30 protein-coding genes are annotated in these 25,181 nt (G+C 70.7%); 18 read left to right on the top strand and 12 right to left on the bottom strand.

The annotated features are described in order from the left end of the window. Nucleotides 1-157 precede the first annotated feature (157 nt). The 4 genes from AB0K18_RS29690 (at nt 158) to AB0K18_RS29705 (ending at nt 3,114) form a co-directional block, all read left to right on the top strand. Entirely contained in the window at nt 158-1,018 is an 861-nt protein-coding gene (locus tag AB0K18_RS29690) for an ABC transporter substrate-binding protein (RefSeq protein WP_364920573.1), read from the top strand. Nucleotides 1,019-1,021: 3 nt separating this feature from the next. Beyond that, entirely contained in the window at nt 1,022-1,849 is an 828-nt protein-coding gene (locus AB0K18_RS29695; RefSeq protein ID WP_345389550.1) for an amino acid ABC transporter permease, read from the top strand. Continuing rightward, the gene (locus AB0K18_RS29700; protein WP_364920576.1) at nt 1,846-2,589 is read left to right on the top strand and encodes an amino acid ABC transporter ATP-binding protein; all 744 of its coding nucleotides are present in this window, start codon (nt 1,846-1,848) and stop codon (nt 2,587-2,589) included. The genes AB0K18_RS29695 and AB0K18_RS29700 overlap by 4 nt, the downstream gene beginning before the upstream one ends. Before the next feature lie 66 nt (nt 2,590-2,655). Beyond that, nucleotides 2,656-3,114 (top strand): CGNR zinc finger domain-containing protein, encoded by a 459-nt coding sequence (locus AB0K18_RS29705; protein WP_355414736.1) that lies wholly within the window; start codon nt 2,656-2,658, stop codon nt 3,112-3,114. On the opposite strand, the gene AB0K18_RS29710 is transcribed toward AB0K18_RS29705, so the two are convergent. Further along, complete coding sequence (locus AB0K18_RS29710; RefSeq protein WP_364920579.1) at nt 3,051-3,380, bottom strand: S24 family peptidase; 330 nt, start codon at nt 3,378-3,380, stop codon at nt 3,051-3,053. The genes AB0K18_RS29705 and AB0K18_RS29710 overlap by 64 nt on opposite strands. Before the next feature lie 90 nt (nt 3,381-3,470). On the opposite strand from AB0K18_RS29710, the gene sodN reads away from it, so the two are divergent. The 3 genes from sodN (at nt 3,471) to AB0K18_RS29725 (ending at nt 5,235) form a co-directional block, all read left to right on the top strand. Continuing rightward, nucleotides 3,471-3,872: a superoxide dismutase, Ni gene (gene sodN, locus AB0K18_RS29715; protein ID WP_148442130.1), complete on the top strand. Its 402-nt coding sequence runs from the start codon at nt 3,471-3,473 to the stop codon at nt 3,870-3,872. A 128-nt stretch (nt 3,873-4,000) separates the two neighbouring features. Continuing rightward, entirely contained in the window at nt 4,001-4,438 is a 438-nt protein-coding gene (locus AB0K18_RS29720) for an anti-sigma factor (RefSeq protein ID WP_364920581.1), read from the top strand. A gap of 17 nt (nt 4,439-4,455) precedes the next feature. Further along, nucleotides 4,456-5,235, top strand: coding sequence for an RNA polymerase sigma factor SigF (locus AB0K18_RS29725; protein ID WP_186404427.1), 780 nt, complete (start codon nt 4,456-4,458; stop codon nt 5,233-5,235). Nucleotides 5,236-5,279: 44 nt separating this feature from the next. Here AB0K18_RS29725 and AB0K18_RS29730 read toward each other — a convergent pair whose 3' ends face one another. Continuing rightward, nucleotides 5,280-5,663, bottom strand: coding sequence for a hypothetical protein (locus AB0K18_RS29730; protein WP_364920584.1), 384 nt, complete (start codon nt 5,661-5,663; stop codon nt 5,280-5,282). A gap of 90 nt (nt 5,664-5,753) precedes the next feature. Between AB0K18_RS29730 and AB0K18_RS29735 the strand changes: the two genes are divergently transcribed. Together AB0K18_RS29735 and AB0K18_RS29740 are read left to right on the top strand one after the other, a co-directional pair. Then, nucleotides 5,754-6,719 carry a diacylglycerol kinase family protein gene (locus tag AB0K18_RS29735; RefSeq protein ID WP_364920586.1) on the top strand — a complete coding sequence of 322 codons (966 nt, stop codon included), beginning with the start codon at nt 5,754-5,756 and terminating at the stop codon, nt 6,717-6,719. A 269-nt stretch (nt 6,720-6,988) separates the two neighbouring features. Continuing rightward, nucleotides 6,989-7,243 (top strand): WhiB family transcriptional regulator, encoded by a 255-nt coding sequence (locus AB0K18_RS29740; protein ID WP_345389576.1) that lies wholly within the window; start codon nt 6,989-6,991, stop codon nt 7,241-7,243. Between the two features lie 36 nt (nt 7,244-7,279). Here AB0K18_RS29740 and AB0K18_RS29745 read toward each other — a convergent pair whose 3' ends face one another. After that, the gene (locus tag AB0K18_RS29745) at nt 7,280-8,749 is read right to left on the bottom strand and encodes a histidine kinase N-terminal domain-containing protein (RefSeq protein ID WP_355414746.1); all 1,470 of its coding nucleotides are present in this window, start codon (nt 8,747-8,749) and stop codon (nt 7,280-7,282) included. Between the two features lie 58 nt (nt 8,750-8,807). On the opposite strand from AB0K18_RS29745, the gene AB0K18_RS29750 reads away from it, so the two are divergent. The 7 genes from AB0K18_RS29750 to AB0K18_RS29780 all read left to right on the top strand — a co-directional run bounded on the left by AB0K18_RS29750 (nt 8,808) and on the right by AB0K18_RS29780 (nt 15,038). Beyond that, on the top strand, nt 8,808-9,203 hold the full coding sequence (locus tag AB0K18_RS29750; protein WP_364920589.1) for a hypothetical protein: 396 nt from the start codon (nt 8,808-8,810) through the stop codon (nt 9,201-9,203). Beyond that, on the top strand, nt 9,200-9,919 hold the full coding sequence (locus tag AB0K18_RS29755; protein ID WP_364376788.1) for a GntR family transcriptional regulator: 720 nt from the start codon (nt 9,200-9,202) through the stop codon (nt 9,917-9,919). The genes AB0K18_RS29750 and AB0K18_RS29755 overlap by 4 nt, the downstream gene beginning before the upstream one ends. 24 nt (nt 9,920-9,943) lie before the next feature. Then, nucleotides 9,944-10,657 (top strand): dethiobiotin synthase, encoded by a 714-nt coding sequence (locus AB0K18_RS29760; protein ID WP_364920592.1) that lies wholly within the window; start codon nt 9,944-9,946, stop codon nt 10,655-10,657. A 79-nt stretch (nt 10,658-10,736) separates the two neighbouring features. Beyond that, a complete protein-coding gene (locus AB0K18_RS29765) occupies nt 10,737-11,897 on the top strand; it encodes a histidine kinase (protein ID WP_364920594.1) in 1,161 nt (386 codons plus the stop codon). Next, nucleotides 11,888-12,544: a response regulator transcription factor gene (locus AB0K18_RS29770; protein ID WP_364920595.1), complete on the top strand. Its 657-nt coding sequence runs from the start codon at nt 11,888-11,890 to the stop codon at nt 12,542-12,544. Before AB0K18_RS29765 ends, AB0K18_RS29770 begins: the two co-directional genes overlap by 10 nt. Next, complete coding sequence (locus tag AB0K18_RS29775; RefSeq protein WP_364920597.1) at nt 12,541-13,332, top strand: hypothetical protein; 792 nt, start codon at nt 12,541-12,543, stop codon at nt 13,330-13,332. The genes AB0K18_RS29770 and AB0K18_RS29775 overlap by 4 nt, the downstream gene beginning before the upstream one ends. A gap of 59 nt (nt 13,333-13,391) precedes the next feature. After that, nucleotides 13,392-15,038 (top strand): acetolactate synthase, encoded by a 1,647-nt coding sequence (locus tag AB0K18_RS29780; protein WP_364920598.1) that lies wholly within the window; start codon nt 13,392-13,394, stop codon nt 15,036-15,038. Nucleotides 15,039-15,042: 4 nt separating this feature from the next. On the opposite strand, the gene AB0K18_RS29785 is transcribed toward AB0K18_RS29780, so the two are convergent. Further along, nucleotides 15,043-16,698 carry a protein kinase gene (locus AB0K18_RS29785; protein ID WP_364920601.1) on the bottom strand — a complete coding sequence of 552 codons (1,656 nt, stop codon included), beginning with the start codon at nt 16,696-16,698 and terminating at the stop codon, nt 15,043-15,045. 244 nt (nt 16,699-16,942) lie between these two features. Here AB0K18_RS29785 and AB0K18_RS29790 point away from each other — a divergent pair, with 244 nt between their 5' ends. Further along, nucleotides 16,943-17,326, top strand: coding sequence for a hotdog domain-containing protein (locus tag AB0K18_RS29790; RefSeq protein ID WP_364920605.1), 384 nt, complete (start codon nt 16,943-16,945; stop codon nt 17,324-17,326). Here the strand turns inward: AB0K18_RS29790 and AB0K18_RS29795 are convergent. The 7 genes from AB0K18_RS29795 to AB0K18_RS29825 form a co-directional block, all read right to left on the bottom strand. Then, on the bottom strand, nt 17,316-17,528 hold the full coding sequence (locus AB0K18_RS29795) for a biotin/lipoyl-binding carrier protein (protein ID WP_345389604.1): 213 nt from the start codon (nt 17,526-17,528) through the stop codon (nt 17,316-17,318). The two genes, AB0K18_RS29790 and AB0K18_RS29795, sit on opposite strands and share 11 nt — an antisense overlap. Before the next feature lie 41 nt (nt 17,529-17,569). Further along, the gene (locus tag AB0K18_RS29800; RefSeq protein WP_364920608.1) at nt 17,570-18,925 is read right to left on the bottom strand and encodes a biotin carboxylase N-terminal domain-containing protein; all 1,356 of its coding nucleotides are present in this window, start codon (nt 18,923-18,925) and stop codon (nt 17,570-17,572) included. Between the two features lie 132 nt (nt 18,926-19,057). After that, nucleotides 19,058-20,350: an HD domain-containing phosphohydrolase gene (locus AB0K18_RS29805; RefSeq protein ID WP_364920611.1), complete on the bottom strand. Its 1,293-nt coding sequence runs from the start codon at nt 20,348-20,350 to the stop codon at nt 19,058-19,060. Then, complete coding sequence (locus AB0K18_RS29810) at nt 20,347-21,702, bottom strand: HD-GYP domain-containing protein (RefSeq protein ID WP_364920615.1); 1,356 nt, start codon at nt 21,700-21,702, stop codon at nt 20,347-20,349. Before AB0K18_RS29810 ends, AB0K18_RS29805 begins: the two co-directional genes overlap by 4 nt. A gap of 224 nt (nt 21,703-21,926) precedes the next feature. Next, on the bottom strand, nt 21,927-22,868 hold the full coding sequence (locus AB0K18_RS29815; RefSeq protein WP_364920618.1) for an NAD-dependent epimerase/dehydratase family protein: 942 nt from the start codon (nt 22,866-22,868) through the stop codon (nt 21,927-21,929). Nucleotides 22,869-22,878: 10 nt separating this feature from the next. Continuing rightward, nucleotides 22,879-23,145, bottom strand: a complete 267-nt coding sequence (gene rsrA, locus AB0K18_RS29820) for a mycothiol system anti-sigma-R factor (protein WP_345389622.1) — start codon at nt 23,143-23,145, stop codon at nt 22,879-22,881. Next, nucleotides 23,142-23,747 carry a sigma-70 family RNA polymerase sigma factor gene (locus tag AB0K18_RS29825; protein WP_345389625.1) on the bottom strand — a complete coding sequence of 202 codons (606 nt, stop codon included), beginning with the start codon at nt 23,745-23,747 and terminating at the stop codon, nt 23,142-23,144. The genes rsrA and AB0K18_RS29825 overlap by 4 nt, the downstream gene beginning before the upstream one ends. A 233-nt stretch (nt 23,748-23,980) precedes the next feature. Here AB0K18_RS29825 and AB0K18_RS29830 point away from each other — a divergent pair, with 233 nt between their 5' ends. Further along, on the top strand, nt 23,981-24,721 hold the full coding sequence (locus AB0K18_RS29830) for a methyltransferase domain-containing protein (protein ID WP_355414773.1): 741 nt from the start codon (nt 23,981-23,983) through the stop codon (nt 24,719-24,721). Nucleotides 24,722-24,772: 51 nt separating this feature from the next. Here the strand turns inward: AB0K18_RS29830 and AB0K18_RS29835 are convergent, their stop codons facing one another. Further along, complete coding sequence (locus AB0K18_RS29835) at nt 24,773-25,105, bottom strand: TraR/DksA C4-type zinc finger protein (protein WP_345389631.1); 333 nt, start codon at nt 25,103-25,105, stop codon at nt 24,773-24,775. Nucleotides 25,106-25,181: the final 76 nt, after the last annotated feature.

Here is a 25,181-nt window from a genome sequence, read left to right on the forward strand (position 1 = left end):
TCACAGGGCCTTGCGGCCGTCCGCATCCGGCCTGGTGTCGGCTCTGACGCCGTTCCGTTGACGCATCGTTAAACGTCCGATGACAGATACGCACAAAACCCCATTTAAACTGCACAAAACGCACGTCATGGCATTTCACTTCTCGAGGAGGCCGTACATGGCCCTCAGCCCCAAGGGCCGCCGCGGCTACGCCGCCGGCGCGCTCGCCCTGACCGCCGCCCTCGCGCTGTCCGCGTGCGGCGGCGAGAGCGGCTCGAGCTCCGGCACCACCAGCGCGAGCGCCACCGGCGCGGCCGCCGGCGTCAAGCTGGTGCAGCCCGGCAAGCTCACCGTCTGCACGAACATCCCGTACGAGCCGTTCCAGTTCAAGGACGACAGCGGCAAGGTCGTCGGCTTCGACGTGGACATCGTCGACCTGGCCGCGAAGAAGCTCGGCGTCGAGCAGAACATCGTCGACATCGACTTCGCCGTCATCAAGAGCGGCGCCGCGATGGCCGCGGGCAAGTGCGACGTCGCCGCCGCCGGCATGACCATCACCCCCGAGCGGCAGCAGAACATCGACTTCTCCGAGCCCTACTTCGACGCCACGCAGGCGCTGCTGGCCAAGAAGGGCACCGGCGCCAAGTCGCTCGAGGACGTCAAGGCCAAGGGTCTCAAGCTGGGCGCGCAGGCCAGCACCACCGGCCTCGACTACGTCAAGAAGCAGGGCTTCGACCCCACCGAGTACGCCGACTCCGCCAAGGAACTGCTCGCCCTGCAGGCGGGCCAGGCCGACGTCGTCGTCCAGGACCTGCCCGTCGTGCTCACCTGGCTGAAGAAGTCCGACGTCGCCGAGAAGTTCGAGCTGATCGCCAGCCTCGACACCGGCGAGCAGTACGGCATCGGCCTGAAGAAGAACGCCGACCCGACCCTGCTCAAGACGATCAACGAGGAGATCGCCAAGGCCAAGCAGGACGGCACCTACGAGAAGATCTACGTGAAGTGGTTCGGCAAGAAGCCCGGCGAGCTGGGCAGCTGATCCATGGCCGAGCAGCCCAAGACGGCTGAGCCTGCTCGCGCCAGGCTCAGCCCCCGCAAGAAGCAGCGGATCAGCCGGGGCATCCAGTACGCCGTCCTGGTCCTCGCGCTGGTCGGCGTCGTCCTCTACGCCGACTGGGGCAGCCTCGCCCAGAACTTCGCGAAGGGCGACGTGGCGCGCGAGGCCCTGCCCGACCTGTTCACGGTCGCGCTGCGCAACACGATCATCTACGCGGTGGGCGGGTTCCTGTTCTCGTTCCTGCTGGGTCTGGTGCTGGCGCTGATGCGGCTGTCGCAGGTGCTGCCGTACCGGTGGATCGCGATCGTCTACATCGAGATCTTCCGCGGCCTGCCCGCGCTGCTGATCTTCCTGATGATCACGTTCCTGCCGCTGGCGCTGCCCGGCTTCGCCGTCCCCGGCGGCACGTACGGACAGGGCATCCTGGGCCTCGGCCTGGTGGGCGCGGCCTACCAGGCGGAGGTGTTCCGCGCGGGCCTGCAGGCCGTGCCCAAGGGGCAGACGGAGGCCGCGCGCTCGCTCGGCATGTCCGCCACCAGGGCGCAGGTCACGGTGGTGATCCCGCAGGCGATCAGGATGGTCATCCCGCCGACGACGAACCAGTTCGTGGCCCTGCTGAAGGACTCGTCGCTGGTGCTGTTCCTCGGCGTCTCCGGCGAGTACGTCGAGCTGGCCAAGTTCGGCAACGACCTGGCCTCCCAGTTCGCCAACGCCACGCCCATCATGGTCGCCGGCGTGACGTACCTGATCGTCACCATCCCGCTGGGCTACCTCGCGTCCCGGCTGGAGGGACGTAAGGGGAGGACGCGATGACGCACGCCATCGAACTGCGCGACCTGCACAAGTACTTCGGCCAGAACGAGGTGCTCAAGGGCATCGACATGACCGTGGACACCGGCCAGGTGGTCTGCGTGATCGGGCCCTCGGGCTCCGGCAAGTCCACGCTGCTGCGCTGCGTGAACCTGCTGGAGACGCCGACCAGGGGCAAGGTGTTCGTGGAGGGCGTCGAGGTGACCGACCCCGACGTGGACATCGACGCCGTACGCCGCCGCATCGGCATGGTCTTCCAGCAGTTCAACCTGTTCCCGCACATGACCGCGCTGGAGAACGTGATGGTCGCCCAGCGGCGGGTGCTCAAGCGGGGCAGGAAGGAGGCCGAGGTCATCGCCCGGGAGAACCTGGACAAGGTGGGCGTCGGCGCCAAGTGCGACGCCCTGCCGGCCCAGCTCTCCGGCGGCCAGCAGCAGCGGGTCGCCATCGCCAGGGCGCTGGCCATGAGCCCCGACCTGATGCTCTTCGACGAGCCCACGTCGGCGCTCGACCCCGAGCTGGTCGGCGACGTGCTCACCGTCATGCGCAAGCTGGCGGAGGAGGGCATGACGATGCTGGTGGTCACCCACGAGATGGGCTTCGCCCGCCAGGTGGCCGACCGGGTGGTGTTCATGGACGGCGGCGTGGTCGTCGAGGACGGGCCGTCGTCCCAGGTGATCGGCGATCCGCAGCAGGAGCGCACGCGGACGTTCCTGCACCGCGTGCTGCACCCGGAGGACTGACGCTTCTCTCCGACCGGAGGGCGGGACGCGCGCGGCGCGCCCGCCCTTCTGGTGTAATACACCGGCATGGACCTGACCTCTTACGCGGAGTGGGCGGTCCGGCTGGCCAACGACCTCGCGCCGCCGGCCGAGCTGCGCGGGCTGCGCGACGAGCTGGCCGCCGTGTTCGACGCCGCCGGTGACGAGCGCGCGGTGGCGTCGCGGCTCAACGCCCTGCTGGAGCGCTATCCCGTACGCCCGCAGCTGTCCGACCACGACGGCCACGGCTGGCACCTGCACCTGGCCGACGACCCCGCGGCGACGGCCGTGATGGGCCTGGCCGCGGTCGTGGCGGAGCTGGGCGTGGACCGGCTGGGGCGCTGCCACGAGCCGCGCTGCCGCCGCGCCTTCCTCGACACCTCGTCCAACCGCTCGCGCCGCTACTGCTCGGCCCGCTGCGCCAGCCGCGCCAACGTGGCCGCCTACCGCGCCCGCCGCCGCGACGCCGCCCGGCCGGCCGGCGGGCGGCGGATCAGTGGCCAGTAGCGCAGCACGACGCGGCCCACGACGTCCTGGACCGGCCCGAAGTCCCAGCTGTCGCGGCGCCCGCTGGCCCGCTGGTTGTCGCTCTCCAGCCACCAGCCGTCGGCGCCGTGCCATTGGGCGCGTTTGACGATCAGCCGGTCGGGGTCGCCGGGCAGGCGGGCGACGACGAGGTCGCCAGGACGTACGGCGGCGCCCCGCCGGACCAGCAGCCAGTCGCCCGGCAGCAGCGCGGGCCGCATCGAATCACCTTCGACACGCACTCTCATCGGCTGTGACCCCCTACTCCGCAGGCGTCGGGACCCGAGTAAGGTCGGTTAGTGGACCAAGCTGATTCAGCATCCAGGAAGGACTTTCTGATGCTCGCACGACTGCTACGACCCAAGCATGTCGCTTCCGCACACTGCGACCTGCCCTGTGGGGTCTACGACCCCGCTCAGGCCCGCATCGAGGCCGAGTCGGTCAAGGCGATCATGGAGAAGTACGCGGCCAACGAGGACCCGGTCTTCCGCGCCCGCGCCATCAAGATCAAGGAAGAGCGCGCCGAGCTGGTCAAGCACCACCTCTGGGTGCTCTGGACCGACTACTTCAAGCCCCCGCACCTGGAGCAGTACCCGCAGCTGCACCAGCTCTTCTGGGACGCCACGAAGCTGGCCGGCGCGGCCGGCGCCAAGGGCACCGTCGAGGTGGCCAAGGCCGAGGACCTGCTGGGCAAGATCGACGAAATCTCCAAGATCTTCTGGGAGACCAAGGCCGCCTAAAACGGCACATAAGGCTCTGTGCGGTCCCCGGCCGCACAGAGCCTTTTCCGTTGATGGCGAGTCTGAATCGTCCAAGCACCGCTCAGGGGCGGTAAGTTGCAGTCAGCGCCGGATTCGCGAGGAGGAACGTGACCGAGGAAACCGAGACGCGCGCGGAAGGCGTGGCCGGCATCCGCGACGTGGTGAGCATCAGGCTCCCCGCGGCGAGTGCCTACCTGTCTGTGCTGCGTACGGCTACCGCCGGCCTGGCCGCGCGGCTTGACTTCACCCTGGACGAGATCGAGGACCTGCGCATCGCGGTCGACGAGGCCTGCGCCATGCTGCTCAGCGAGGCGGTGCCGGGCACCGACCTGACCGCCGAGTTCGAGCTGACGGGGCAGGAGATGCAGGTCAGAGTGGAGGTGACCACCGTCGGCAACTCCGCGCCCAAACGCGATGACTTCGCCTGGATGGTCCTGACCGCCCTGGCCGACGACGTCGACGCGGTGACCGGCTCCCCCGACCGTATGGCGATCGTCCTGCGTAAGCGCCGAGGCGCTGCCCAGAATGCGGCGGGGCCGGCGTGACGGAAAGGACTGGAGCCATGGCCACCAGCGAACACGCCGTGCCCGACCGGGTGCGTGCCCGCATGCTCTTCGCCGAGCTGGCCGAGCTGGGCCCCGAGGAGCCGCGCCGCCAGCGCATCAGGGACGAGCTGGTCGAGCTCCACCTTCCCCTGGTCGAATACCTGGCGCGCCGCTTCCGCAACAGGGGCGAGTGGCTCGACGACCTCACCCAGGTCGCCACCATCGGTCTGATCAAGTCCATCGACCGGTTCGACCTCAACCGCGGCGTGGAGTTCTCCACCTACGCCACGCCCACCATCGTCGGTGAGATCAAGCGGCACTTCCGTGACAAGGGCTGGGCGGTTCGCGTGCCGCGCCGGCTGCAGGAGCTCAAGCTCTCGCTGACCAAGGCGATCAGCGACCTGTCGCAGCGCGAGGGGCGTGCCCCGACGGTGGCCGAGCTGGCCACCTACCTCAAGATGACCGAGGAGGAGGTGCTGGAGGGGCTCGAGTCGGCCAACGCCTACTCCACGGTCTCGCTCGACGCGCCCGACTCGGGCGACGACGACGCGCCCGCGGTCTCCGACTCGCTCGGCATCGTGGACGAGTCGCTCGAGGGCGTCGAATACCGCGAGTCGCTCAAGCCGTTGCTGGAGCGGCTGCCGCCGCGCGAGAAGCGCATCCTGCTGCTGCGCTTCTTCGGCAACATGACGCAGTCACAGATCGCCACCGAGCTGGGCATCTCCCAGATGCACGTCTCGCGCCTGCTGGCCCGCACCCTGGCCCAGCTGCGCGAGGGCCTGACGGCCGACGACTGACCGGGTTTTCCGCACCCGCCCGGCGCGACGTGCGGAAAACGCGGCTAACCGTCGCCGTAGAGCGCGTGGGTGGTGGGAGGAGCGAGCAGCGTCACCAGCCCGGCCAGGGCCACCACGATCAGCGGGATGCCGAGCTGCGGCTGGTCCGACTGGATCAGCGTGACGGAGATCGGCAGCATGAAGATCTGGGTCAGCACCGCGGGCGACCTCCCCCACCGCTCCATCTGGAACAGCCCGCCCCAGGCCACCCAGAGCAGCCCGGCACCCACCAGCAACCCGAAGACCGCCTCCGCCACGGCGGTGGTCATGTCGTCTGGCCTGCCTGTCAGGGTCTCCACGGCGACGAAGACGCCGAGCCCGAGCGCCACGAGGCCCTCGACGGCGACGACCGCGGCGGCGATGAGGAGGGTAAGCGGGCGACCGTTCACGGTCCGTACCCTACCTCCCGGGGCGCGCGGCGCGGGAAACAGGACGTTCGGCGGATAAGCCGGACAAGCTCCACCGGATACGCTGGCGACATGCGCGCCATGCTGCTGGTCAACCCCAAGGCCACGACCACGAACGCCCGTACGCGCGACGTGCTCATCCGCGCGCTCGGGGCGGCCGTGGAGCTCGCCGTCGAAGAGACCCGCTACCGGGGTCACGCGGCGTCACTGGCGGCCACCGCCCGCGCCAAGGGCTACGACGTGGTGGCCGTGCTGGGCGGCGACGGCACGATCAACGAGACCGTCAACGGCCTGCTCAATCCCGTCAACGGCGGCGAGGCGCCGCCGCTCGACGACCCCAGCACCGGACGGCCTGGGCTGATCGTCATCCCCGGCGGCAGCGCCAACGTCTTCGCCCGCGCGCTCGGCCTGCCCAACGACCCGGTGGAGTCGACGGGCCAGGTGCTGGAGGCGCTCAGGGAGGACCGGCGCAGGACCGTGGGTTTGGGGCAGGCCCTGTGGGAGGGCCAGAGCCGCTACTTCACGTTCTGCTCCGGCATGGGGTACGACGCCGAGGTTGTACGGGCCGTGGAGGGCCTGAGGGGCACCGGCCGTAAAGCAACCCCCACACGGTATGTGAACACGGCTCTGAGGCACTATCTGGCCACGGACAAGCGGCATCCCGCGATGACGGTGACCGGTCCCGGCATCCCGGCGGCCGGCGGGGTGTTCATGGCGATCATCTCCAACACCTCGCCCTGGACGTACGTCGGCAGCCGCCCCGTGCGCCCCACCCCGTGGGCGAGCTTCGAGACCGGCCTGGACCTCCTCGGCCTGCGCAGGATGAGCCCTATCACACTCGCGCCGGTGATCAGGCACATCCTCACGGAGAGTGAGGCCCTCCCGTCCGGCCGGAACCTCGTCCAGCTCCACGACGAGGCCGAGTTCACGCTCACCGCCGAGCGTCCCGTGGCCTTCCAGCTGGACGGTGACTACCTGGGCGAACGCGAGAGGGTGACGTTCCGGTCTACACCGAACGCGTTACAAGTTCTGGTCTAGCCGGTTACATTCGGTCATTGTGTGACGCATCCGACATCCATAACCGCCAAAACTTACCGCCAACCCCCTTGCGTGCACTCTGCGTGGCTGACAGGCTCAACCATGACGTCCGAACGTAGGACCTTTAACAACCCCAGGGTCCTCGGCGGGCGGCGGGCAACCCCGGTCCTCACAGGATCCGGGTCATTGTTCGCGCGAGTTAGTGAAACTCTTCACAAAGTAGCCGCACGGAGCCCGACCGAAGGCTCCATCTACTAAGGAGTGGACGCATGGACTGGCGCCACCGAGCTGCCTGCCGTGACGTGGACCCCGAGCTGTTCTTCCCGATCGGCAACACCGGCCCGGCACTCATGCAGATCGAAGAGGCCAAGCAGGTCTGTCGTTCCTGCCCGGCCGTCGACGCCTGCCTGAAGTGGGCTCTCGAGTCCGGCCAGGACGCCGGCGTCTGGGGCGGCCTGAGCGAGGACGAGCGTCGCGCGCTCAAGCGCCGCACCGCCCGCGCCCGTGCCCGCGCCACCGCCTGAAGACCTTCATAGTCTCCCCACCATACGACGGCGCTGTCAGCAGGGCGGAAGCGGGATCGACAGAACGACCTCCGTGCCGCCTTCCAGGCGCGGCTCGACGGTGAGCCGCCCGGACAGCTCCCCTTCCACCAGCGTGCGCACGATCTGCAACCCCAGGCTGGTGGAACTGTCGAGATCGAAGCCGTCGGGCAGCCCGCGGCCGTCGTCCCAGACGGTCACGTTGAGCCGCTCGTGCGCGGACTCGACCATCACCTCCAGCCGCTTGGGCCGCCCATGCTGCAACGCGTTCTGCAACAGCTCGGTCAGCGCCATCGCCAGCGGGGTGGCGATCAGCGACGGCAGCACGCCGAACTCCCCCACCCGCCGCGGCGTGACCGCCACCTCGGGGGACGAGACCTCGCCCGCCATGGCGATCACCCTGTCGGCGATCTCGTCGAAGTCGACGAACTCCTCCGGCGCGTGCGAGAGCGTCTCGTGCACGATCGCGATCGAGCCGACCCGGCGTACGGCCTCCTCCAGCGCCTCGCGGCCCTCCGGCACCTGAAGCCGCCTGGCCTGCAGGCGCAGCAGCGCGGCCACGGTCTGCAGGTTGTTCTTGACCCGGTGGTGGATCTCGCGGATGGTGGCGTCCTTCGTCATCAGCTCGCGCTCGCGCCTGCGCAGCTCGGTGACGTCCCTGATGAGGACGAGCGCGCCGATGCGGCCGCCGCCGACGATCAGCGGGATGGCGCGCAGCTGCACGATCGTGCCGCCCGACTCGACCTCCGTCTCCTTGGCCGCGCGCCCGCTGGCCACGATCATGAGGTCTTCGTTGATGGGCTCGTCGGAGTAGCACAGCTGGGCGGTGACCCGGCCCAGCTCGGCGCCCACGAGGTCGGCGTGCAGGCCGAGCCTGCGGTAGGCCGACAGCGCGTTGGGGGAGGCGTACGTGACGCGTCCGGCCCTGTCGAGCCTGAGCAGGCCGTCGCCCACGCGCGGCGAGCGGACCAGGATCGGCTCGTCGCCCGAGAAGGGGAAGCGCCCTTCCGCCACCATCTGCGCCAGGTCGGAGGCGCTCTGCAGGTAGGTCAGCTCCAGCCGGGAGGGGGTGCGGGCCGAGGAGAGGTTCGTCGAGCGCTGGATGACCGCGAGGAAGCGGGCCTCGCCGTCCTCGACCGCCCGGCGTACGGGGATGGTCTCCTCCCTGACCGGCACGCCCGTGGACCAGTCGGGGTCGCCCTCGCGGCAGATGCGCCGCTCGTTCCATGCGGTGTCGATGAGCTGGCGCTCGCCCTTGGCCGCGACCGTGCCGACGATGTCGTCGTGGTAGACCGTCGGGCCCGTCGTGGGGCGCATCTGGGCGATGGCGATCCAGCCGTTCTCTCCCAGCAGCGGCGCCCACAGCACGAGGTCGGCGAACGACAGGTCGGCCAGCAGCTGCCAGTCGGAGACCAGCGAGTGCAGCCAGTCGAGATCCGCTTCGTCGAGCGCGGTGTGGCGGGCTACGAGGTCGCTGAGAGTCGGCACGAGTGCATCATGCGTGCTTTCCCCCGCAACAACCAAACCGACCCCCGGGCAGGCGGGCATGTTTGACGACAAGGGTGACGGCACCGCCCACATAGCTGAACTTGTCACGAAATCTCATACTGTGAGAAGCGTCATACCGCCGAAGCCGCGAGCCGCCGAGAACGAGCCGCTCCGCGACGAGCCGGAGGTGATCCACACGAGCGCGACGTCCTCCCGGCACCGGCGCGACACGGCGCGCGCGCCCGTCTCGGTTGCGATCGCGCACACTGCTGTGGATATCCTTCACCATCAACCTGAGCTGCCCGGATCCGCGCGTGCCCACACCCGCACGCGCCCGGCGCCGGTCGGCCGCCGCGGCCCGCGGTTGACCACTCGGGCCGAAGTGAGTTCCGATGATCTCGCGGTGACCAGACACGCCCTCACCGCCGTGGCAGAAGTGAAGGTGAGAGCGTGAGCGACGACAGCCCCCGCGTGCCGAAGTACTACGACGTGAAACGGGCCCTGCTCGAACTCACCAAGACCCTCTCCCCCGGCACCGCGCTCCCGCCGGAACGCACGCTCGCGGTCCGGTTCGAGACCTCGCGCACCACCGTACGCCAGGCCCTGACCGAGCTGGTCGTCGAGGGGCGGCTGCTGCGCATCCAGGGCAAGGGCACCTTCGTCGCGCAGCCCAAGGTGGCCCAGGTGCTGCAGCTCACCTCGTACATCGGGGACCTGCGCACCGCCGGGCTCGAACCCGACACCAAGATCCTCGAGATCGGCTACATCACCGCCGACGAGGCCCTGGCCCGCCGCCTGGCCATCAACCCCGGCGGCCGCGTCCTGCGCATCCACCGCCTCCGCCTGGCCAACGGCGAGCCCGTCTCCATCGACACCACCCACCTGTCCGCCCGCCGCTTCCCCCGCCTGCGCCGCGAGCTCGAGGTGCACGCCTCCCTGTACGAGACGCTGCACAACGCCTACAACGTGCGCCTGACGGACGCCGAGGAGATCATCGAGACCGTCCTCGCCACCCCCTACGACGCCAAGGCCCTGGGGGTGGACGTCGGCCTCCCCATGCTCCTGCTCACCCGGCACGCCTTCGACGCCGACGGCAACCCGGTGGAGTGGGCCCAGAGCCTCTACCGCGGCGACCGCTACAAGTTCGTCACCCGCCTGCGCCGCCCCTGACCGCCCTTTCCCTACGCTTGTGGCATGAGCGTTCTCGTCGTCGCGGGTACCGGCAGCGGTGTGGGGAAGAGCGTGGTGACGGCGGCGGTGGCCGCGCTGGCGGTCGCTCGGAAGGCCGAGGTGGCCGTGGTCAAGGCGGCGCAGACCGGCGCCGGCGCCGGGGACGACGGTGACGTCGATCGGGTGATGCGGCTCTCCGGGGTCAGGACGACGTTCGAGCTGGGGCGGTTCCCCGACGCGCTGCCGCCCGCCGCGGCCGCTCGGGCCGCCGGGCTGCCGCCCGTGTCCATGACGGCGGCGGCCACCCTCGTGCGGGAGCTGTCGGAGAGCAACCGGCTGGTGCTCGTGGAGGGGACGGGCGGGCTGCTCGATCGCTACGACGAGGACGGCGCCACCGTGGCCGACCTCGCGCGGACGTTGCGGGCCCAGGTGCTCGTGGTGGTGAGCCCCGGCGCCGGCGCGGTGAACGACACCGCGCTCACCCTGGAGGCGCTCGCGCATCGGGGGCTCGACCTCGCGGGGGTCGTCATCGGGCGGTGGCCCGCCGCGCCCGGGCTCGTGGAGCGCTCCGCCGTCGCCGACCTGGAGATGCTGGCGGCGCGCCCCCTGGCCGGCGCGCTGCCCGACGGGGCCGGTGCGTTGTCCGGGCCTGAGACGTTCCTGGACGTGGCCAGGCGTGGCCTCAGTGCCGCGCTGGGCGGCGCCTTCGACCCGGCCCGCTTCCGCCAGACCGCCTGAAGGGTGGGGTTAGCCCTACCATCCACCGGCACACCAGGCCCATTTCACGGCCCCGCCACCGATCATTACCGTTGAGGACATGAAAGTCCCCCGTCCCTGGTCGGCGCGTGCCTGGCTGGACACGGCGCACGTGATGGTGGGCCTGCCCGTGGCCATGCTGCTCGGCGCGCTCACGCTGGCCCTGGCCGTGGCGCCGCCGCTGCTGGTGCGGGCGGTCCCGAGGTTCACGGGGGTGCAGCGGTCGAGGTTCGAGGCGTTCCTGGGCTCCCGCATCCCGCCCGTACGCTCTCCTGCGAACCTGCGCGCCACCGCGACGTGGCGGCAGATCTGCTACCACCTGCTCTCCCCCTGGGTGAGCCTGGTGGGCGTGTTCCTCGTGGCGATGGCGTGGGGTGGCGCCGTCGTGGGGCTGCTGGCGTTTCTGCCGCCCAAGCTACAGCCGCCGCCGCTGGAGTTCGAGTTCGGCCTCAGGGACGGCAAGGTCGTGTTCGTCTACATGCTCGTGGGCCTGAGCCTGGCGCTGCTCGCGCCGCTGCTGGCGCGCGGCATGGCGGTGCTGGACCTGTCGGTGGCGCGTACGCTGCTCGGCCCGAGCCGCAGCGAGCTGGGCCAGCGCATCGAGACGCTGACCGAGAGCCGGGCCGGCGTGATCGACGCGGCCGACGCCGAGCGCCGCAGGATCGAGCGCGACCTGCACGACGGCGCCCAGCAGCGGCTGGTGTCACTGGCGATGAACCTGGGCCTGGCCAGGGCGACGCTGACCGACCTGCCCGACCCGGCGCGCGAGGCCATCGAGCAGGCCCACGAGGAGGCCAAGCAGGCGCTCAAGGAGCTGCGCGACTTCGTCCGCGGCCTGCATCCGGCGGTGCTCAACGACCAGGGCCTGGACGCGGCGCTGTCGGGCGTGGCGGCCCGCGCGCCGTTCCCGGTGAAGCTGCGCGTGGACATCGAGCGGCGGACCACGCCGACGATCGAGGCGGTGGCGTTCTTCATCGTCTCTGAGGCGCTGACGAACATCGCCAAGCACGCGGCGGCCACCAAGGCCGAGGTGAGCGTGCGGCGGGAGCGAGACCGCCTGCATCTGCTCGTGTGGGACGACGGCTGCGGCGGTGCGAGGATGGACGGCGGCACCGGGCTGCGCGGCCTGGCCCAGCGGGTCGACTCCGTGGACGGCACCCTGCGGCTGTCCAGCCCGCTCGGGGGACCGACGACGATCGAGGTGGAGTTGCCGTGCGAGTAGTGCTCGCAGAGGATTCCGTGCTGCTGCGCGAGGGGCTGATCCGGCTGCTCGACGCGGCCGGCATGCAGGTGGTGGCGGCCGTTGACGAGGCCGAGGGGTTACTGCGCGCGGTCGAGGAGCATCGGCCCGAGCTGGTCATCACCGACGTGCGCATGCCGCCCACGCACACCGACGAGGGCCTGCGCGCCGCGCTGGTGCTGCGCCGCCAGCAGCCGAAGCTGGCGGTGCTGGTGCTCTCCCAGTACGTCGAGGAGCGCTACGCCGCCCAGCTGCTGGCCTCGGCCGCGACCGGCGGGGTCGGCTACCTGCTGAAGGACCGGGTGGCCGACGTGGCGGAGTTCATCGACGCGCTGCGCAGGGTGGGGCAGGGCGGCACCGCGCTCGACCCCGAGGTGGTCTCCCAGCTGCTGCTGCGCGGCAACAACGACCCGCTTGAGCGCCTGACGCCGCGCGAGCACGAGGTGCTCCAGCTGATGGCGGAGGGCCGCTCCAACGCCGGCATCGGGCAGGCTCTGGTGCTCAGCGAGGGCGCGGTGGGCAAGCACATCGGCAACATCTTCACCAAGCTCGACCTGTCACCGGCCGAGGGCGACCACCGGCGGGTGCTGGCGGTGCTGCAGTTCCTGAAGATCAGGAGCCTGCCGTGAGACCGGTCTGGCTGATGGCGGGCGCGGCGGCCACGGTGATCGCGCTGACGATCTCGACGGTCGTGCTCTGGCGGGGGTTCGCGCGGGCGCGCACGCCGACGGAGGTCACGATGCGCTCCATCCCGTTCGAGGGCGAGAGCCTGCGGGTGAAGACCGGCAAGGGCAGGGTCGGCCTGTACGTCCTGCCGGGCAAGGCGGGCGAGCTGCTGCTCGAGCGCTCGCTGCGCTGGACCAGGGACCGCCCGACGGTGACGGAGGAGTGGGACGACGGCTCCCGCACGCTCCTGCTCGACGCGGTCTGCCCCGGAGGCGACCAGCCCGACGGGCCGTTCTGCCACGCCGACTACACGTTGTTCGTGCCGCCGGAGACGAACCTCGACGCGAGCACCAGGGGCGGGGGTCTGGGGGTTTCCGAGCTGTTCGGCGACGTACGCCTGACCTCGGTGTCGGGTGACCTCGACGTGCACGCGGTCGCGGGCGACCTGTGGGCGCGCACGGGCACGGGCAGCGTGGACGCCGACGACCTCGGCGGGCAGCGGGCCGACGTCGAGGTCGGCACCGGCGACGTCGACCTGCGCTTCGCGGGAGCGCCGTCGCAGGTCAAGGCCGTCGTCCGCACCACCGGCGACGTGATGGTGAACGTGCCGCCGCAGGCGGGCCGCGACGGCACCTACGACGTCACCGCGACCGGCACCAACACCACGGTCGACGTCCGGCAGGCCCCCGGCTCCCCCAAGACGATCGTCGCGACCACCGAGGACGGCTTGGTCACGATCTGTTGCCAATGACCGATCAACGCGTCGGTCGAGACCTGTTTACTCGGGTGACTGGTTGGTAAGTTCCCGGCATGGAGTCTGCGAAGCACGCCGGTGACGCCGCCGTCGCCGTGTCCAAGGCCTATGGCGTCGAGACGATGTTCACCCTGTCGGGGGGGCACGTCTTCCCCCTCTACGACGGCGCGGTGCACGAGGGCATGCGCATCCTCGACGTACGCCACGAGCAGAGCGCGGTCTTCGCCGCGGAGGCGACCGCCCGGCTGACCAGGAGCCCCGGTCTGGCCGTGCTGACGGCGGGCCCCGGCATCACCAACGGGGTGAGCGGCGTGGCGACGGCCCACTTCAACGGCTCACCGGTGGTGGTGCTCGGCGGCCGGGCGCCCCAGTCGCGCTGGGGCAGCGGCGCGCTCCAGGAGATGGACCATCCGCCGCTGCTCGACCCGATCACGAAGCTGGCGTTCACGGCGAGCGCCGCCGACTCGGTCGGGCAGGACGTCGAGGTCGCCTTCCGTACGGCGGTGGCGCCGCATCGCGGGCCGGTCTTCCTCGACTTCTACATGGACCACCTGTTCTCGCCCTCCCCGGTGCACGAGGTGCACACGCAGACGCCGTCCCCGCTGGAGCCCGACCCCGACGACCTGGCGAGCATCGCGCGCCTGCTGGCCGAGGCGGAGCGCCCGGTCCTGGTGTACGGCTCCGACGTCTGGATGGACCGCGCGGAGGAGGCCGCCCTCGACTTCGCGGAGACCTGGCGGCTGCCGGTCATCCCCAACGGCCAGGGCCGCGGCATCCTGCCCTCCGGCCACGAGCTGCTGGCGACCCGGGCGAGGGGCATGGCGTTCGGGCAGGCCGACCTGGTGATCGTGGTGGGCACGCCGATCGACTTCCGGCTCGGCTACGGCTGGTTCGGCGGCAAGGACGGTGCGCCGCTGGCCAGGGTGGTGCACATCGCCGACGCGCCCTCGCAGCTGACCACCCACATGCAGCCGGCCGCCTCCGCCGCCGGTGACCTGTCGGTGGTGTTCTGGAGCCTCGGCACGGCGTGCGCGGAGGCCGGGGTCAAGCCCGACGCGTACGCCTCGTGGGTGACGAAGCTGTCCGACACGGCCGCGGCCGCCATCGCCAGCGACGCCGAGCTGCTGGCCGCCGGCTCCGACCCGATCCATCCCATGCGCATCTACGGCGAGCTGGCCAAGGTCCTCGACGACGACGCCGTGGTGATCGGCGACGGCGGCGACTTCGTCTCGTACGCGGGCAAGTACGTCGAGCCGAAGCAGCCGGGCAACTGGCTCGACCCCGGCCCGTACGGCTGTCTCGGCACCGGCCTCGGCTACTCCATCGCCGCCCGCCTGGCCAGGCCGTCCTCACAGGTCGTGCTGCTGCTCGGCGACGGCGCCGCTGGCTTCTCGCTGATGGACGTCGACACCCTCGTCCGCCACAGACTGCCCGTCGTCATGATCTGCGGCAACAACGGCATGTGGGGCCTGGAGAAGCACCCCATGCAGCTGCTGTACGGCTACGACGTGGCGGCCGAGCTGCAGCCGCAGTGCCGCTACGACCAGGTGGTGACCGCGCTGGGCGGCGGCGGCGAGCTGGTGACCAAGCCGTCGGAGATCGGGCCTGCGCTGCGAAGGGCGTTCGACTCGGGGCTCCCGTACATGGTGAACATCGCGACGGACCCGCAGGTCGCCTACCCCCGCAACACGACGGGGGTCTGAGCCGTCACTGGTTCTTGGAGGGCGTGGGGGTCGGCGTGGGGCTGGGCGGCGGCTCGTCCTCGGGGCAGGCGCTGTCGACGATGACGAGCACGACCTCCGTGCCCTTCTCCACCCTCTTGCCCGGGCCCGGAGTGGTCTGCTTGATCCGCCCGCAGCGCCGCCCGTCGGTGGTGGTGGTGCGGTCGTCGGTGCGGGGCAAGAGCCCGGCCGCCTCGATGATGCCCTGACCTTCGAGGAAACGCTTGCCGACCACGTTGGGCACCGGCACCTTCTTGTCCGTCGGGGTGCTGGTGGGCGTCTTCGACGGCGTGGGGCTGCTGGACGGCGTGGTGGTGGGCGTCTTCGTGGGCTCCGGGGTGGTCTTCGTGACCGAGGGCCTGGGGGTGTGCGGCCGGTTGACCGTCTGCTCCCGGGTCGGCTCGGGCTGAGGCTCCTCGGTGACCTCGGGTTCCTTGGTCGTCGGCTTCGCGGGCTTGCTGGTCTTGGGCTTGCCCTCCTTGCCGTCGCCCGCGTTGGCGGCGGCGGAGATGGACTGCGTCGGCTCGGCCGGAGTGGTGGCGATGCCGCTCAGCGCGACCGCGCCGGCGCCGGCGCCGAGCACGACGGCCGCCGCGATGCCGGCGACCAGCCCGGTCCTGCGCGGCGCCTTCGCCGCACGCCTGCTCCCGCCGCGCCGCTCGGACAGCGCGGTGTCCTCGTGGGCCATCCGGGCGCCGGTCTGGTAGGGGTCGGTGTCGCGCTGCTGGTAGGACTGGCCGGCCTGCTGGTACGCCTCCGGCGGAGGCGCCATCGTGGCCCCCGTGGCGGGCGCGCTGGCGGGCGGCTCCGGCAGGGCGGCCGGGGTATGCCCGCTGGCGATCGCCCTGGCGGCCTCGCTCATCGCGCGCGCGTTGGGGTAGCGCCGCGCCGGGTCCTTCGACAGGGCGATGTCGACGAGCGTGCGCACCGACTGCGGGATGTCCTGGGGCAGCGGCGGCGGCGCCTCGCGGATGTGCTTGAGCGCGATCGTGACCGCGCTGTCACCGTCGAAGGGCCGCTGGCCGACCAGGCACTCGTACGCGACGACGCCCAGCGCGTAGATGTCCACGGCGGGCGTGACGGGAGCGCCTTCGGCCTGCTCGGGGGCGCAGTAAGCGGCGGTGCCGAGCACCATGCCGGCGTCGGTGAGCCGGCTCGCGATGTCGGAGCGCGCGATGCCGAAGTCGGTCAGGACGAGCGTGCCGTCGCGCTGCACGAGCAGGTTGCCCGGCTTGACGTCGCGGTGCACGATGCCCTGGTCGTGGACGGCCTGCAGAGCCGATGCGGCCTGCGCGATGAGCTCCATCGCCGCCTGCGGCGGGATGCGGCCCAGCCGGGCGAGCAGCCGGTCGAGCGGCTCGCCGTCGACGAACTTCATCACCAGGTAGACGGTGTCGCCGCTGACGCCGTAGTCGTAGACGTCCACGACCCCGGAGTGGTTGATGGTGGCCATCGCCCGCGCCTCCCCCTGGAAGCGAGCGACGAAGCCGGGGTCCTGCATGCGGCCTGGGAGCAGCACTTTGACGGCGACGGTGCGGGCGAGGACGGTGTCCTCACCTCGCCACACCTCGCCCATGCCACCGGCGCCGATGCGGGTATCCAGTCGATACCGCCCCGCCAGCGTCGTCCCTTGGGCCACCATGATTCCCCCGCTACCCCCCTACGTCCGAAACCTCTCCCACCCCGCGGATCTCCAACAAAGCGAAGTTTTGTCGCGGTGAGGTAACACAGTGGTCACGGAACTCAGAGAGTGTACGACTCACCTGTCCCACATGCCACTCAAATGCCTCAAGCCGTACAAAGCCTATCCTGAGGCCTTGCAACCGCACTTGTCCGCGTTTCCCGGGAAGTCAACGGGCCCATTCCACCGCCCGTAGGCTGATCCCATGACGCTCGCACCAGGCCTGCGCGCCCAGCTCCCGACCGTGGTCGAGATGGCCGACACCGCCAAGGAGATCGGCAGCGGTGAAGTGCCGGTGCTGGCCACGCCCAGGCTGCTCGCCCTCGCGGAGGCGGCCACCGTACGCGCCGTCGCCAGGCACCTCGCGCCGGGCGAGACCTCCGTCGGCACCCGCGTCGCCCTCGACCACCTGGCCGCCAGCCCGCTCGGCACCCGCGTGCAGGTCGGCGTCGAGCTGACCGAGGTCGACGGGCGGCGGCTGGTCTTCGCCTTCGAGGCCCACGACGAGCGCGGCTCCGTGGTGGGCAAGGGCACGATCGAGCGCGTCGTGGTCGACCGTGCCAGGTTCCTCGCCCGCACTACTCGATGACCGCGATCAGGTCGCCTTCCTGGATCACGTCTCCCTCGGCGACCTTGAGCTGCGCCACCACGCCGTCGTCCTCGGCGATCACCGGGATCTCCATCTTCATGGACTCGAGGATGACGAGCGTGTCGCCGTCGGAGACGGTGTCGCCCTCCTTGACGACCACCTTCCACACGTTCGCCACCATCTCAGCGCGTACCTCAGCCACCGGGACTCCCCTCTTTCACTGAACCAACAATCTCATGGGCCTCAGGCGCGCATCCGCGCGACCAGGCCGGTGTCGTAGTCGCCGGTGGCGAACTCCGCGTTCTCCAGCAGCTCCGCGCAGAACGGCAGGTTGTTCTTCGGGCCCTCCACGACGAACTCCGCCACCGCCTTACGGCCCTTCTCCAGCGCCTCTGCCCGGTCCGAGCCGTATACGCACAACTTGGCCATCAGCGGGTCGTAGAACGGCGTGACGGTGTTGCCCGCCGTGTAACCCGAGTCGACGCGGACGCCGTCGCCCGCGGGCTCGTCCCAGGTCGTGATCGTGCCGGGGCCGGGGAAGAACCGCTTGGGGTCCTCGGCGTAGACGCGGAACTCGATCGCGTGGCCGCGCGGCTCGGGCCGCACCTCGGGGCTCTCGCCCGCCGCCACCCGCAGCTGCAGCTCGACCAGGTCGAGGCCGGTGACCAGCTCGGTGACCGGGTGCTCCACCTGGAGCCTGGTGTTCATCTCCAGGAACACGAAGTCCTGAACGTCGGCGTCGACCAGGCACTCGACCGTGCCCGCGCCGACGTAGCCGACCGTCTCGCCGGCCCGCACCGCCGCCGCCAGCATGCGCTCGCGCAGCTCGGGGCTGATGCCGGGCGAAGGAGACTCCTCGACGACCTTCTGGTGGCGGCGCTGCACCGAGCAGTCGCGCTCGCCCAGCGCCACGACCCTGCCGTCGGGCAGGCCGAGGATCTGCACCTCGACGTGGCGGGCCCGCGCGATGTAGCGCTCGAGCAGCACGGCGGGCCCGTCGAGCGCGTCGCCCGAGAACCGCGCCGCCGCCCGCGCGGCCTGCTCGTACGCCTTGGCCAGCCCCTCGTCGTCGTAGGCCACGCTCATGCCGATGCCACCGCCGCCACCCGCGGTCTTGACCATGACCGGGTAGCCGATGGACTCGGCGGCCTTCAGCGCCAGCGACAGGTCGGTCACCGGCTCGCGGGTGCCCGCCGCGACCGGCACGCCGGCGGCCTCCATGAGGTTACGGGCGTTGATCTTGTCGCCCATCTTGTCGATGGCCTCGGGCGACGGCCCGATCCACACCATGCCGGCCTCGATCACGGCCCTGGCGAACGCGGCGTTCTCGGCGAGGAAGCCGTAGCCGGGGTGGACCGCCTTCGCGCCGGTCGCCCGTGCCGCCTCCAGCACCTTGGCGACGTCGAGGTAGCTCTGCGCCGGGTTGGCCGGTCCGAGCAGCACGGCCTCGTCGGCCTCGCGGACGAAGGGCAGGTCGGCGTCGGCCTCCGAGTGGACCGCGATGGCACGCAGGCCCAGTTGCTTGACCGTGCGGATGATCCGCCGCGCGATCTCTCCTCGGTTGGCGATCAGAACGGGTCCGAGCGTCTCAGTAAGCACGCCGACCACCCTACGACCGCCGACGCCCTGACCCCTTTCCCCCGAAACCACCGATCCGGCCAGCGCGATCTGTAGGAACCCCACAAAAGTGAACGCCCGGAAACCCTCGCGGCGTACGCGCGGCTGTAGATGCTAGATCCGGCCGCGGTCGATCACGCGGGCCAGCGCCTCCACCGCATGGGCATCGTACGCGCTCCCCGCCGACAGGCGGATGCGCTCCAGCGCCGCCCCGCTCCTGTCACGATCGGTCGAGGGCCCCACCAGGTCGTCGTAGGCGTTGGCGACCTTGATGATGCGGCTCGACAGCGGCGGGTCGTCGGCGATCGCGTCACACTGCCTGCTGACCACCTCGGCCACCCGGTCGAGCACGCCGGTCTGCCTGATGACCTCGGCGCCCAGCTCGGCGATCCGCCGGGCCTGCTCCGGCTCGGTCAGCACGGTCGCGCCGCCCGGGATGGGGTCGCGCAGCGAGAGCTGGCCGATGTCGTGCATGAGCGCGGCGTACTCCAGCTCCAGCAGCTCGGGCTCGGCCATGCCCAGCTCCCTGCCGACGGCCACGGCCAGGCGGCTGACCCGGCGCGAGTGGCCCGGCTCGACGTAGCCGCCGACCTCGGTGACCCTGGACAGGGCGCGTACGGTCTGCAGGTAGGTGGCGCGGATGCCGGCGTACTTGCGGAAGGCCACCTGCGTGACCAGCAGCGGCGCGGCGAACACCAGCAGCGCCACCAGGTCCATGCTGTGCGTGGCGAGCGCGAGCAGCACGCCCGACGAGCCCACGGCGGCGCCCAGCGGGAAGGCCATGTTGAGCTCGTCGCGCACGGCCACCCTGAACGCGGTGCGCACCTGCTCGGCCCGCAGCAGCGCGGCGATCAGCACGTCGATGAGCAGCGTGATCGTGATGAGCGTCACCATCACGGCCAGCGCCGGCCACCAGGTGCTCGTGGGCGGCTTGGTGAGGTCGAAGAGCGGGTCGGCGAGCGGCCGGAACGCGAAGGCCAGCAGCGCGCTGGTGAGCAGCCGGCGCGCCATCGCGTCGAGGCGCGGCGGCCTGCCCACGGCGAGGTGCGGCAGCGCCCCTGCCAGCATGCCGACCGCGATCACCGCCACGACCTGCAGCGCCGAGTGATGCAGCTGGTTCTGGCTGAGGTCGAGCAGCAGCGTGTAGCCCAGCGCGGCGGCGGCCCCGATGGGCGCCACCTCCCTGTTGCCCGGCATGGTCAGCCTGGCCAGCTCGCCGACCGCGATCAGCGCGCCGAACCCGACCGCGATCTCCGGCTTGTTCAGCCCTTGGGCCGCGGTGTACGCCACGCCGGTCAGCGCGACCAGCCCGGCCGCGCAGATGAGCAGCAGCTGCCCCGAGTCGAGCCTGCGCAGGACCTTGTGCAGCGAGCGGTCCCGCGGCCTGACGCGTTCGGTGGTGATCATGGCCCGGTCACGACCTGGATGGGCATGGTCGGGTCGTCGTGGTCCTTGATCTGTGTCTCGGCGACCTCGGGAGGCGGCGGGTCGACCCGGCGCGGCGGCTGCCACGGCTCACGCTCCAGCGCGCGGATGAACGCCGCCACCATGACGGGGTCGAAGTGCGTACCCGCGCTCCTGCGCAGCTCGTCGAGCGCCACCGGCACCGGCCGCGCCCCCCGGTAGGAGCGGTCGGAGGTCATCGAGTCGAACGCGTCGGCCACCGCGATGACCTTGGCGAACTCGGGGATCTCGTCGCCCGCCAGGCCCATCGGGTAGCCGGTGCCGTCGTGGCGCTCGTGGTGGTGCATGATCCCGGCGTACGCCTCGTCGAGGAAGCCGATGCCGCGCACGATCTCCAGCCCCCGCATCGGGTGGAGCTGGATCGCGGCGAACTCCTCCTCGGTCAGCGGCCCGTCCTTCTGCAGCACCTTGGTGGGCACGCCGAGCTTGCCGACGTCGTGCAGCATGCCGGCGTAGCGGATGGCCCGCACCCGCTCGTGGCCCATGCCGATCTCCTGCGCGATCATGGACGAGGCGTGCGAGACGCGCGTGCAGTGGCCGCGGGTGTAGTAGTCCTTCGTCTCGACGGCCTGGCAGAGCGCGGCGATCGTGGCGTCGTACGAGCGCTGCTGCGCGTGATACTGCCCGAACGCCCACCGCGCCACGAACAGCGGCACCAGCACCAGCACCGCCGAGATCGACGCCACCGTGGCCCACAGCCCGGCCACGAGCAGCCCGAACGTGCCGTAGCCCAGGTAGGACAGCAGGAACTGGGCCATGCCGCGGCGCGGCATCTCGGTGGCTCGCACGTGCGTGGCCAGCCCGATCATGGTGAGCGTGAGCGCGATGTTGAGCGGCACGAAGACGGCGGTGGCGGCGACGTACGGGCCGATGAGGTCGTCGAAGGCGTTGACGTCGGGCACGCCGACCCGGCCGTCGAGCGCCTCGTAGACCCGCCCCGCCGCGTAGCCGCAGATGGCGAACTGCGCGCCGTTGAACAGCCGCTTGACCAGCGGCAGGCCCGGCCGGACGCTGACCATCGCGGTCAGCCCGACCAGCGCCGCCCCCTCCGGTCCGATCAGCACCACGGCCGCCAGCGAGGCGGAGAAGCTGACGGACACGGCGGTCTGCTCCATGTTGAGCAGCGTCGGCATCGACTCGCAGACCAGGAACAGCAGGGCGAGCACCAGGAGGATGTCAAGGTCCTCCGTGGCCACGGGCGCGCCGGACACGATCACGCCGCGAACGATGAGAGCGGCCGCCGCACCGATCACGGCGACCAGATAGACCCTTGCGGGCCACGGCAGATCACGCATGGCGGCCCCCCATAGTTATCAGGTCCAGGACACCCCAGGTGGCACCACGCCGCCGCTCATGAGCACGACCACAGGGGCGATCAGCACGAGGGCGGTGAGCAGCCGGGCGACCGTAACCTTCGACATCCACATGCCTCCACGTCGACTTGTGGGATTCACGCTACAGAAGACGGGATGGCCGCATGGGGAGAGTCGGAAATCGCAAGCAAAGCGTAATCAAGTCACTACTTGCCGCGACGCGTGGCGGCCCACTCGACGGTCTTCTTCACCCCGGTCGCCAGGTCGACCCTGGGCTGCCAGCCGAGCCCCTCGTGGGCCGGCACCGGGTCGACCGCCATCGCGGGCAGGTCGCCGGGGCGCGGCGGCGCGAAGCCGGGCTTGTCCTGGGCGCCCGCCGCGTCGGCGATGAGCGAGTGCAGGCGGCGGTCGGTGGTCTGGATGCCGGTGCCGAGGTTGAAGCGGCGGCCGTTGCCCTCGGGCCCGCACGCCCGCACGAAGCCGTCGACCACGTCTTCGACGTAGACGTAGTCGCGGGTCTGGGTGCCGTCGCCGAAGACGACCGTGGGCCGGCCGGTGAGCAGCGCGTCGGTGAAGATGGAGACCACGCCCGCCTCGCCCTCGGGCGCCTGGCGGGGGCCGTAGACGTTGGACAGCACCAGCGTGGTGTATTCGAGGCCGTAAAGAGCCTTGAACGTGGCGAGGTAGATCTCGCCGCTCAGCTTCGAGGCCGCGTACGGCGAGCGCGGATCGGTCGCCGCGTCACCCGGCACCGGGATCGTGGCAGGACGCCCGTAGACGGCCACCGACGAGGCGAACACCACCTTGCGCGTGCGCCCCTCGTGGGCCGCGGCCAGCACCGCGGCCGTGCCCTCGACGTTGAGCCTGGCGTCGTGCGCCGGGTCGGCCACACTCTTGCGCACGCTGATCTGCGCGGCCAGGTGGCAGACCACCTCCGGCTGCAGCTCGGTCATCAGCCCCACGAGCGCGCGGTCGCGGATGTCCATCTCGTGCAGCCGGAACCGGTCGCCGGCCGCGGCCCCTGCCAGGTTGTCGCGACTGCCGGACGACAGGTCGTCGACCACATCGACCTCATGGCCGTCGGCCAGCAGGCGATCGACGAGATTCGATCCGATGAACCCGGCACCCCCGGTGACCAACACGCGCATGAAGTGAATCTTAGTCGGCCAGCTCCGACCTTACTTGCGCGATGCGATCGAGCACCTTGGAGCGCAGGTCGGCCGGGACCGGGTCGCAGCCGCAGTGCTTGTGGACCAGCGCCTTGATCGCCTTGTCCAGGTCGTATTCCTTGAGGCACGGGCTGCACTCGTCAAGGTGCACCTTGATGTCGGCGACGTCCCCCTCCGTCAGCTCGCCGTCGAGATAGGCGTAGACCTTGTCGAGCACTTCACGACAGTCGGTGTCGTGCGGCTTGCCACAGCTCATTTCGATCCCTCCGACGGGACCAGGCCACGCTCGCGGGCGTAGTCCTCAAGGAGGCCCCGCAGCTGCCTGCGTCCCCTGTGCAGCCTCGACATCACGGTGCCGATGGGAGTGCCCATGATGTCGGCGATCTCCTTATAGGGGAAGCCTTCGACGTCGGCCAGGTAGACCGCGATCCTGAACTCCTCCGGCAGAGCCGCCAGCGCCTGCTTGATGTCACCGTCGGGCAGGTGCTCCAGCGCCTCGACCTCGGCGGACTTCAGGCCACTCGAGGTGTGGGACTCGGCCCGAGCCAGCTGCCAGTCCTCGATCTCCTCGGTGCCGGACTGCCTCGGCTCCCGCTGCTTCTTGCGATAGCTGTTGATGAAGGTGTTGGTGAGGATCCGGTAGAGCCACGCCTTCAGGTTCGTGCCCTGCTGGAACTGGTGGAACGACGCGAACGCCTTGGCGAAGGTCTCCTGCAGCAGGTCCTCCGCGTCCGCGGGATTTCGGGTCATCCGGAGCGCGGCGGAGTAGAGCTGCTCGAGATACGGCATGACGTCGCGCTCGAATCGCTCGCTTCGCTGCTCCAGCGTCTCCGCGCCTGTCGCGGGCACCGGACCCACCCCCCTAAGATCACCGGTGGCCGGCTGTGGCGGTACACCGTACTCAGGGGAGGATACCCGCTGGCTCGCGACCACTCGGTCAGCGGGCTGGGGGTCTGCCAATGTGAGCATGCTCGTCGCAACACGCCCGCGCCCTTGTCTGTTCCCGCAAGATAGAAGGTACGAAGGACCCGGTGCGGGGAACGTCATACGTACCGGCTGGTAGCCCTTTTTCCGGAACCCAGGAGTCGCGTGTGCTGCCCATTCCGGCCGAGGAACTGAACGGCTCAGGGACGCTCGGGCCGTACTGGACCTTCTACCGCGCCGTCGCCGCCGAACAACTCAACCGATGGCTCCCCGCCGAAGCCTCCGTCATCCTCGACCTGTCGGGCGGGCGCGGGCGATGGTCAGGCCAGGCCGCCAGAGCCGGACACCGGGTGATCGAGGTGCTCGACTTCCGCCGTACCGTCGACGGGCAGTCGCGGCTGCGCGACGCCGACCGCGTACGCCACGTGCGCGCCGACGATCTGGCGTTCCTGCCCGACGAGAGCGTCGACGCCGTGCTCGCGGAAGAGCGCGTGATGTCGATCGAGCTCATGGCCGAGTCCGCCATGAACGACGTGGCCAGGGTGCTCAAGCCCGGCGGGCGCGCCCTGGTGTGCGTCGACTCCCTGGTGCTCGGCATGGCGATCCTGGCCGAGCAGGAGCAGTGGCAGCACCTGCGGCAGACCGGCGAGGTCATGCTCGTGCCGTGGCCCGACGGCAGCATCACCCGCTGCTTCAGCAGCACGCAGCTGCGCGAGCTGCTCCAGGGCGCCGGCCTGGAGATCGAGTGGATGCGGCCCCGTACGGTGCTGTCGCCTTCCACGGTCGACCACGTGCTCGGCTCCGACGCGCGGGCGCTCAACTACCTCGTGCGCACCGAGCTCGAAGCCCATCCCGACGACGACGACACCGTCGGCATCCACCTGGTGGCCAGCGCCCGGAAGAAGTGAGCCCACCTCGCCGTTCTTCGTGTCCGGCGAGTGCGCCCTCCTTCTCGCCGGTCAGCGGCGGCGTTCGCGCTTGCCCTGGCAGGGCACGCAGCGCGCGGCCTCGGGGCGGGCCTCCAGCCTGCCCTCGGGCACCGGCTTGGCGCAGTCGACGCACCGGCCGTACGCGCCCTCGTCGATGCGCCTGATCGCCTCGACGATCGCCTGCCGCTGGCTGTTGGCCACGGTCAGCATGGCCTGGGCCCGGTCCGCGTCGGTCAGGTCGGAGCCGGCGTCGGCGGCCGAGCGGTCGCGTACTCCGACGGGCTCGCCGCGCAGGACCCCGATCGAGCGATCGAGGTCGGCGAGCATTTCTTCCAGCCGCTCACGAGCGGTCGTGACGTCCACGAATCCGCACCTCCGGGTAAGAAGGGGGCAAACCCGCGGTCAGGACTCCCCGGATGTCCCGCCCGGTGTGATCAAG

This window comes from Nonomuraea sp. NPDC049421, assembly GCF_040677005.1.
GTDB classification, from domain to species: Bacteria; Actinomycetota; Actinomycetes; order Streptosporangiales; family Streptosporangiaceae; genus Nonomuraea; species Nonomuraea salmonea.

Coding starts and splice junctions, on each gene's coding strand:
- AB0K18_RS29690 (WP_364920573.1), top strand. CDS start 158: ATGGCCCTCAGCCCCAAGGGCCGCCGCGGCTACGCCGCCGGCGCGCTC.
- AB0K18_RS29695 (WP_345389550.1), top strand. CDS start 1,022: ATGGCCGAGCAGCCCAAGACGGCTGAGCCTGCTCGCGCCAGGCTCAGC.
- AB0K18_RS29700 (WP_364920576.1), top strand. CDS start 1,846: ATGACGCACGCCATCGAACTGCGCGACCTGCACAAGTACTTCGGCCAG.
- AB0K18_RS29705 (WP_355414736.1), top strand. CDS start 2,656: ATGGACCTGACCTCTTACGCGGAGTGGGCGGTCCGGCTGGCCAACGAC.
- AB0K18_RS29710 (WP_364920579.1), bottom strand. CDS start 3,380: ATGAGAGTGCGTGTCGAAGGTGATTCGATGCGGCCCGCGCTGCTGCCG.
- sodN (WP_148442130.1), top strand. CDS start 3,471: ATGCTCGCACGACTGCTACGACCCAAGCATGTCGCTTCCGCACACTGC.
- AB0K18_RS29725 (WP_186404427.1), top strand. CDS start 4,456: ATGGCCACCAGCGAACACGCCGTGCCCGACCGGGTGCGTGCCCGCATG.
- AB0K18_RS29735 (WP_364920586.1), top strand. CDS start 5,754: ATGCGCGCCATGCTGCTGGTCAACCCCAAGGCCACGACCACGAACGCC.
- AB0K18_RS29740 (WP_345389576.1), top strand. CDS start 6,989: ATGGACTGGCGCCACCGAGCTGCCTGCCGTGACGTGGACCCCGAGCTG.
- AB0K18_RS29750 (WP_364920589.1), top strand. CDS start 8,808: ATGTTTGACGACAAGGGTGACGGCACCGCCCACATAGCTGAACTTGTC.
- AB0K18_RS29760 (WP_364920592.1), top strand. CDS start 9,944: ATGAGCGTTCTCGTCGTCGCGGGTACCGGCAGCGGTGTGGGGAAGAGC.
- AB0K18_RS29765 (WP_364920594.1), top strand. CDS start 10,737: ATGAAAGTCCCCCGTCCCTGGTCGGCGCGTGCCTGGCTGGACACGGCG.
- AB0K18_RS29780 (WP_364920598.1), top strand. CDS start 13,392: ATGGAGTCTGCGAAGCACGCCGGTGACGCCGCCGTCGCCGTGTCCAAG.
- AB0K18_RS29785 (WP_364920601.1), bottom strand. CDS start 16,698: ATGGTGGCCCAAGGGACGACGCTGGCGGGGCGGTATCGACTGGATACC.
- AB0K18_RS29790 (WP_364920605.1), top strand. CDS start 16,943: ATGACGCTCGCACCAGGCCTGCGCGCCCAGCTCCCGACCGTGGTCGAG.
- AB0K18_RS29805 (WP_364920611.1), bottom strand. CDS start 20,350: ATGATCACCACCGAACGCGTCAGGCCGCGGGACCGCTCGCTGCACAAG.
- AB0K18_RS29810 (WP_364920615.1), bottom strand. CDS start 21,702: ATGCGTGATCTGCCGTGGCCCGCAAGGGTCTATCTGGTCGCCGTGATC.
- AB0K18_RS29815 (WP_364920618.1), bottom strand. CDS start 22,868: ATGCGCGTGTTGGTCACCGGGGGTGCCGGGTTCATCGGATCGAATCTC.
- rsrA (WP_345389622.1), bottom strand. CDS start 23,145: ATGAGCTGTGGCAAGCCGCACGACACCGACTGTCGTGAAGTGCTCGAC.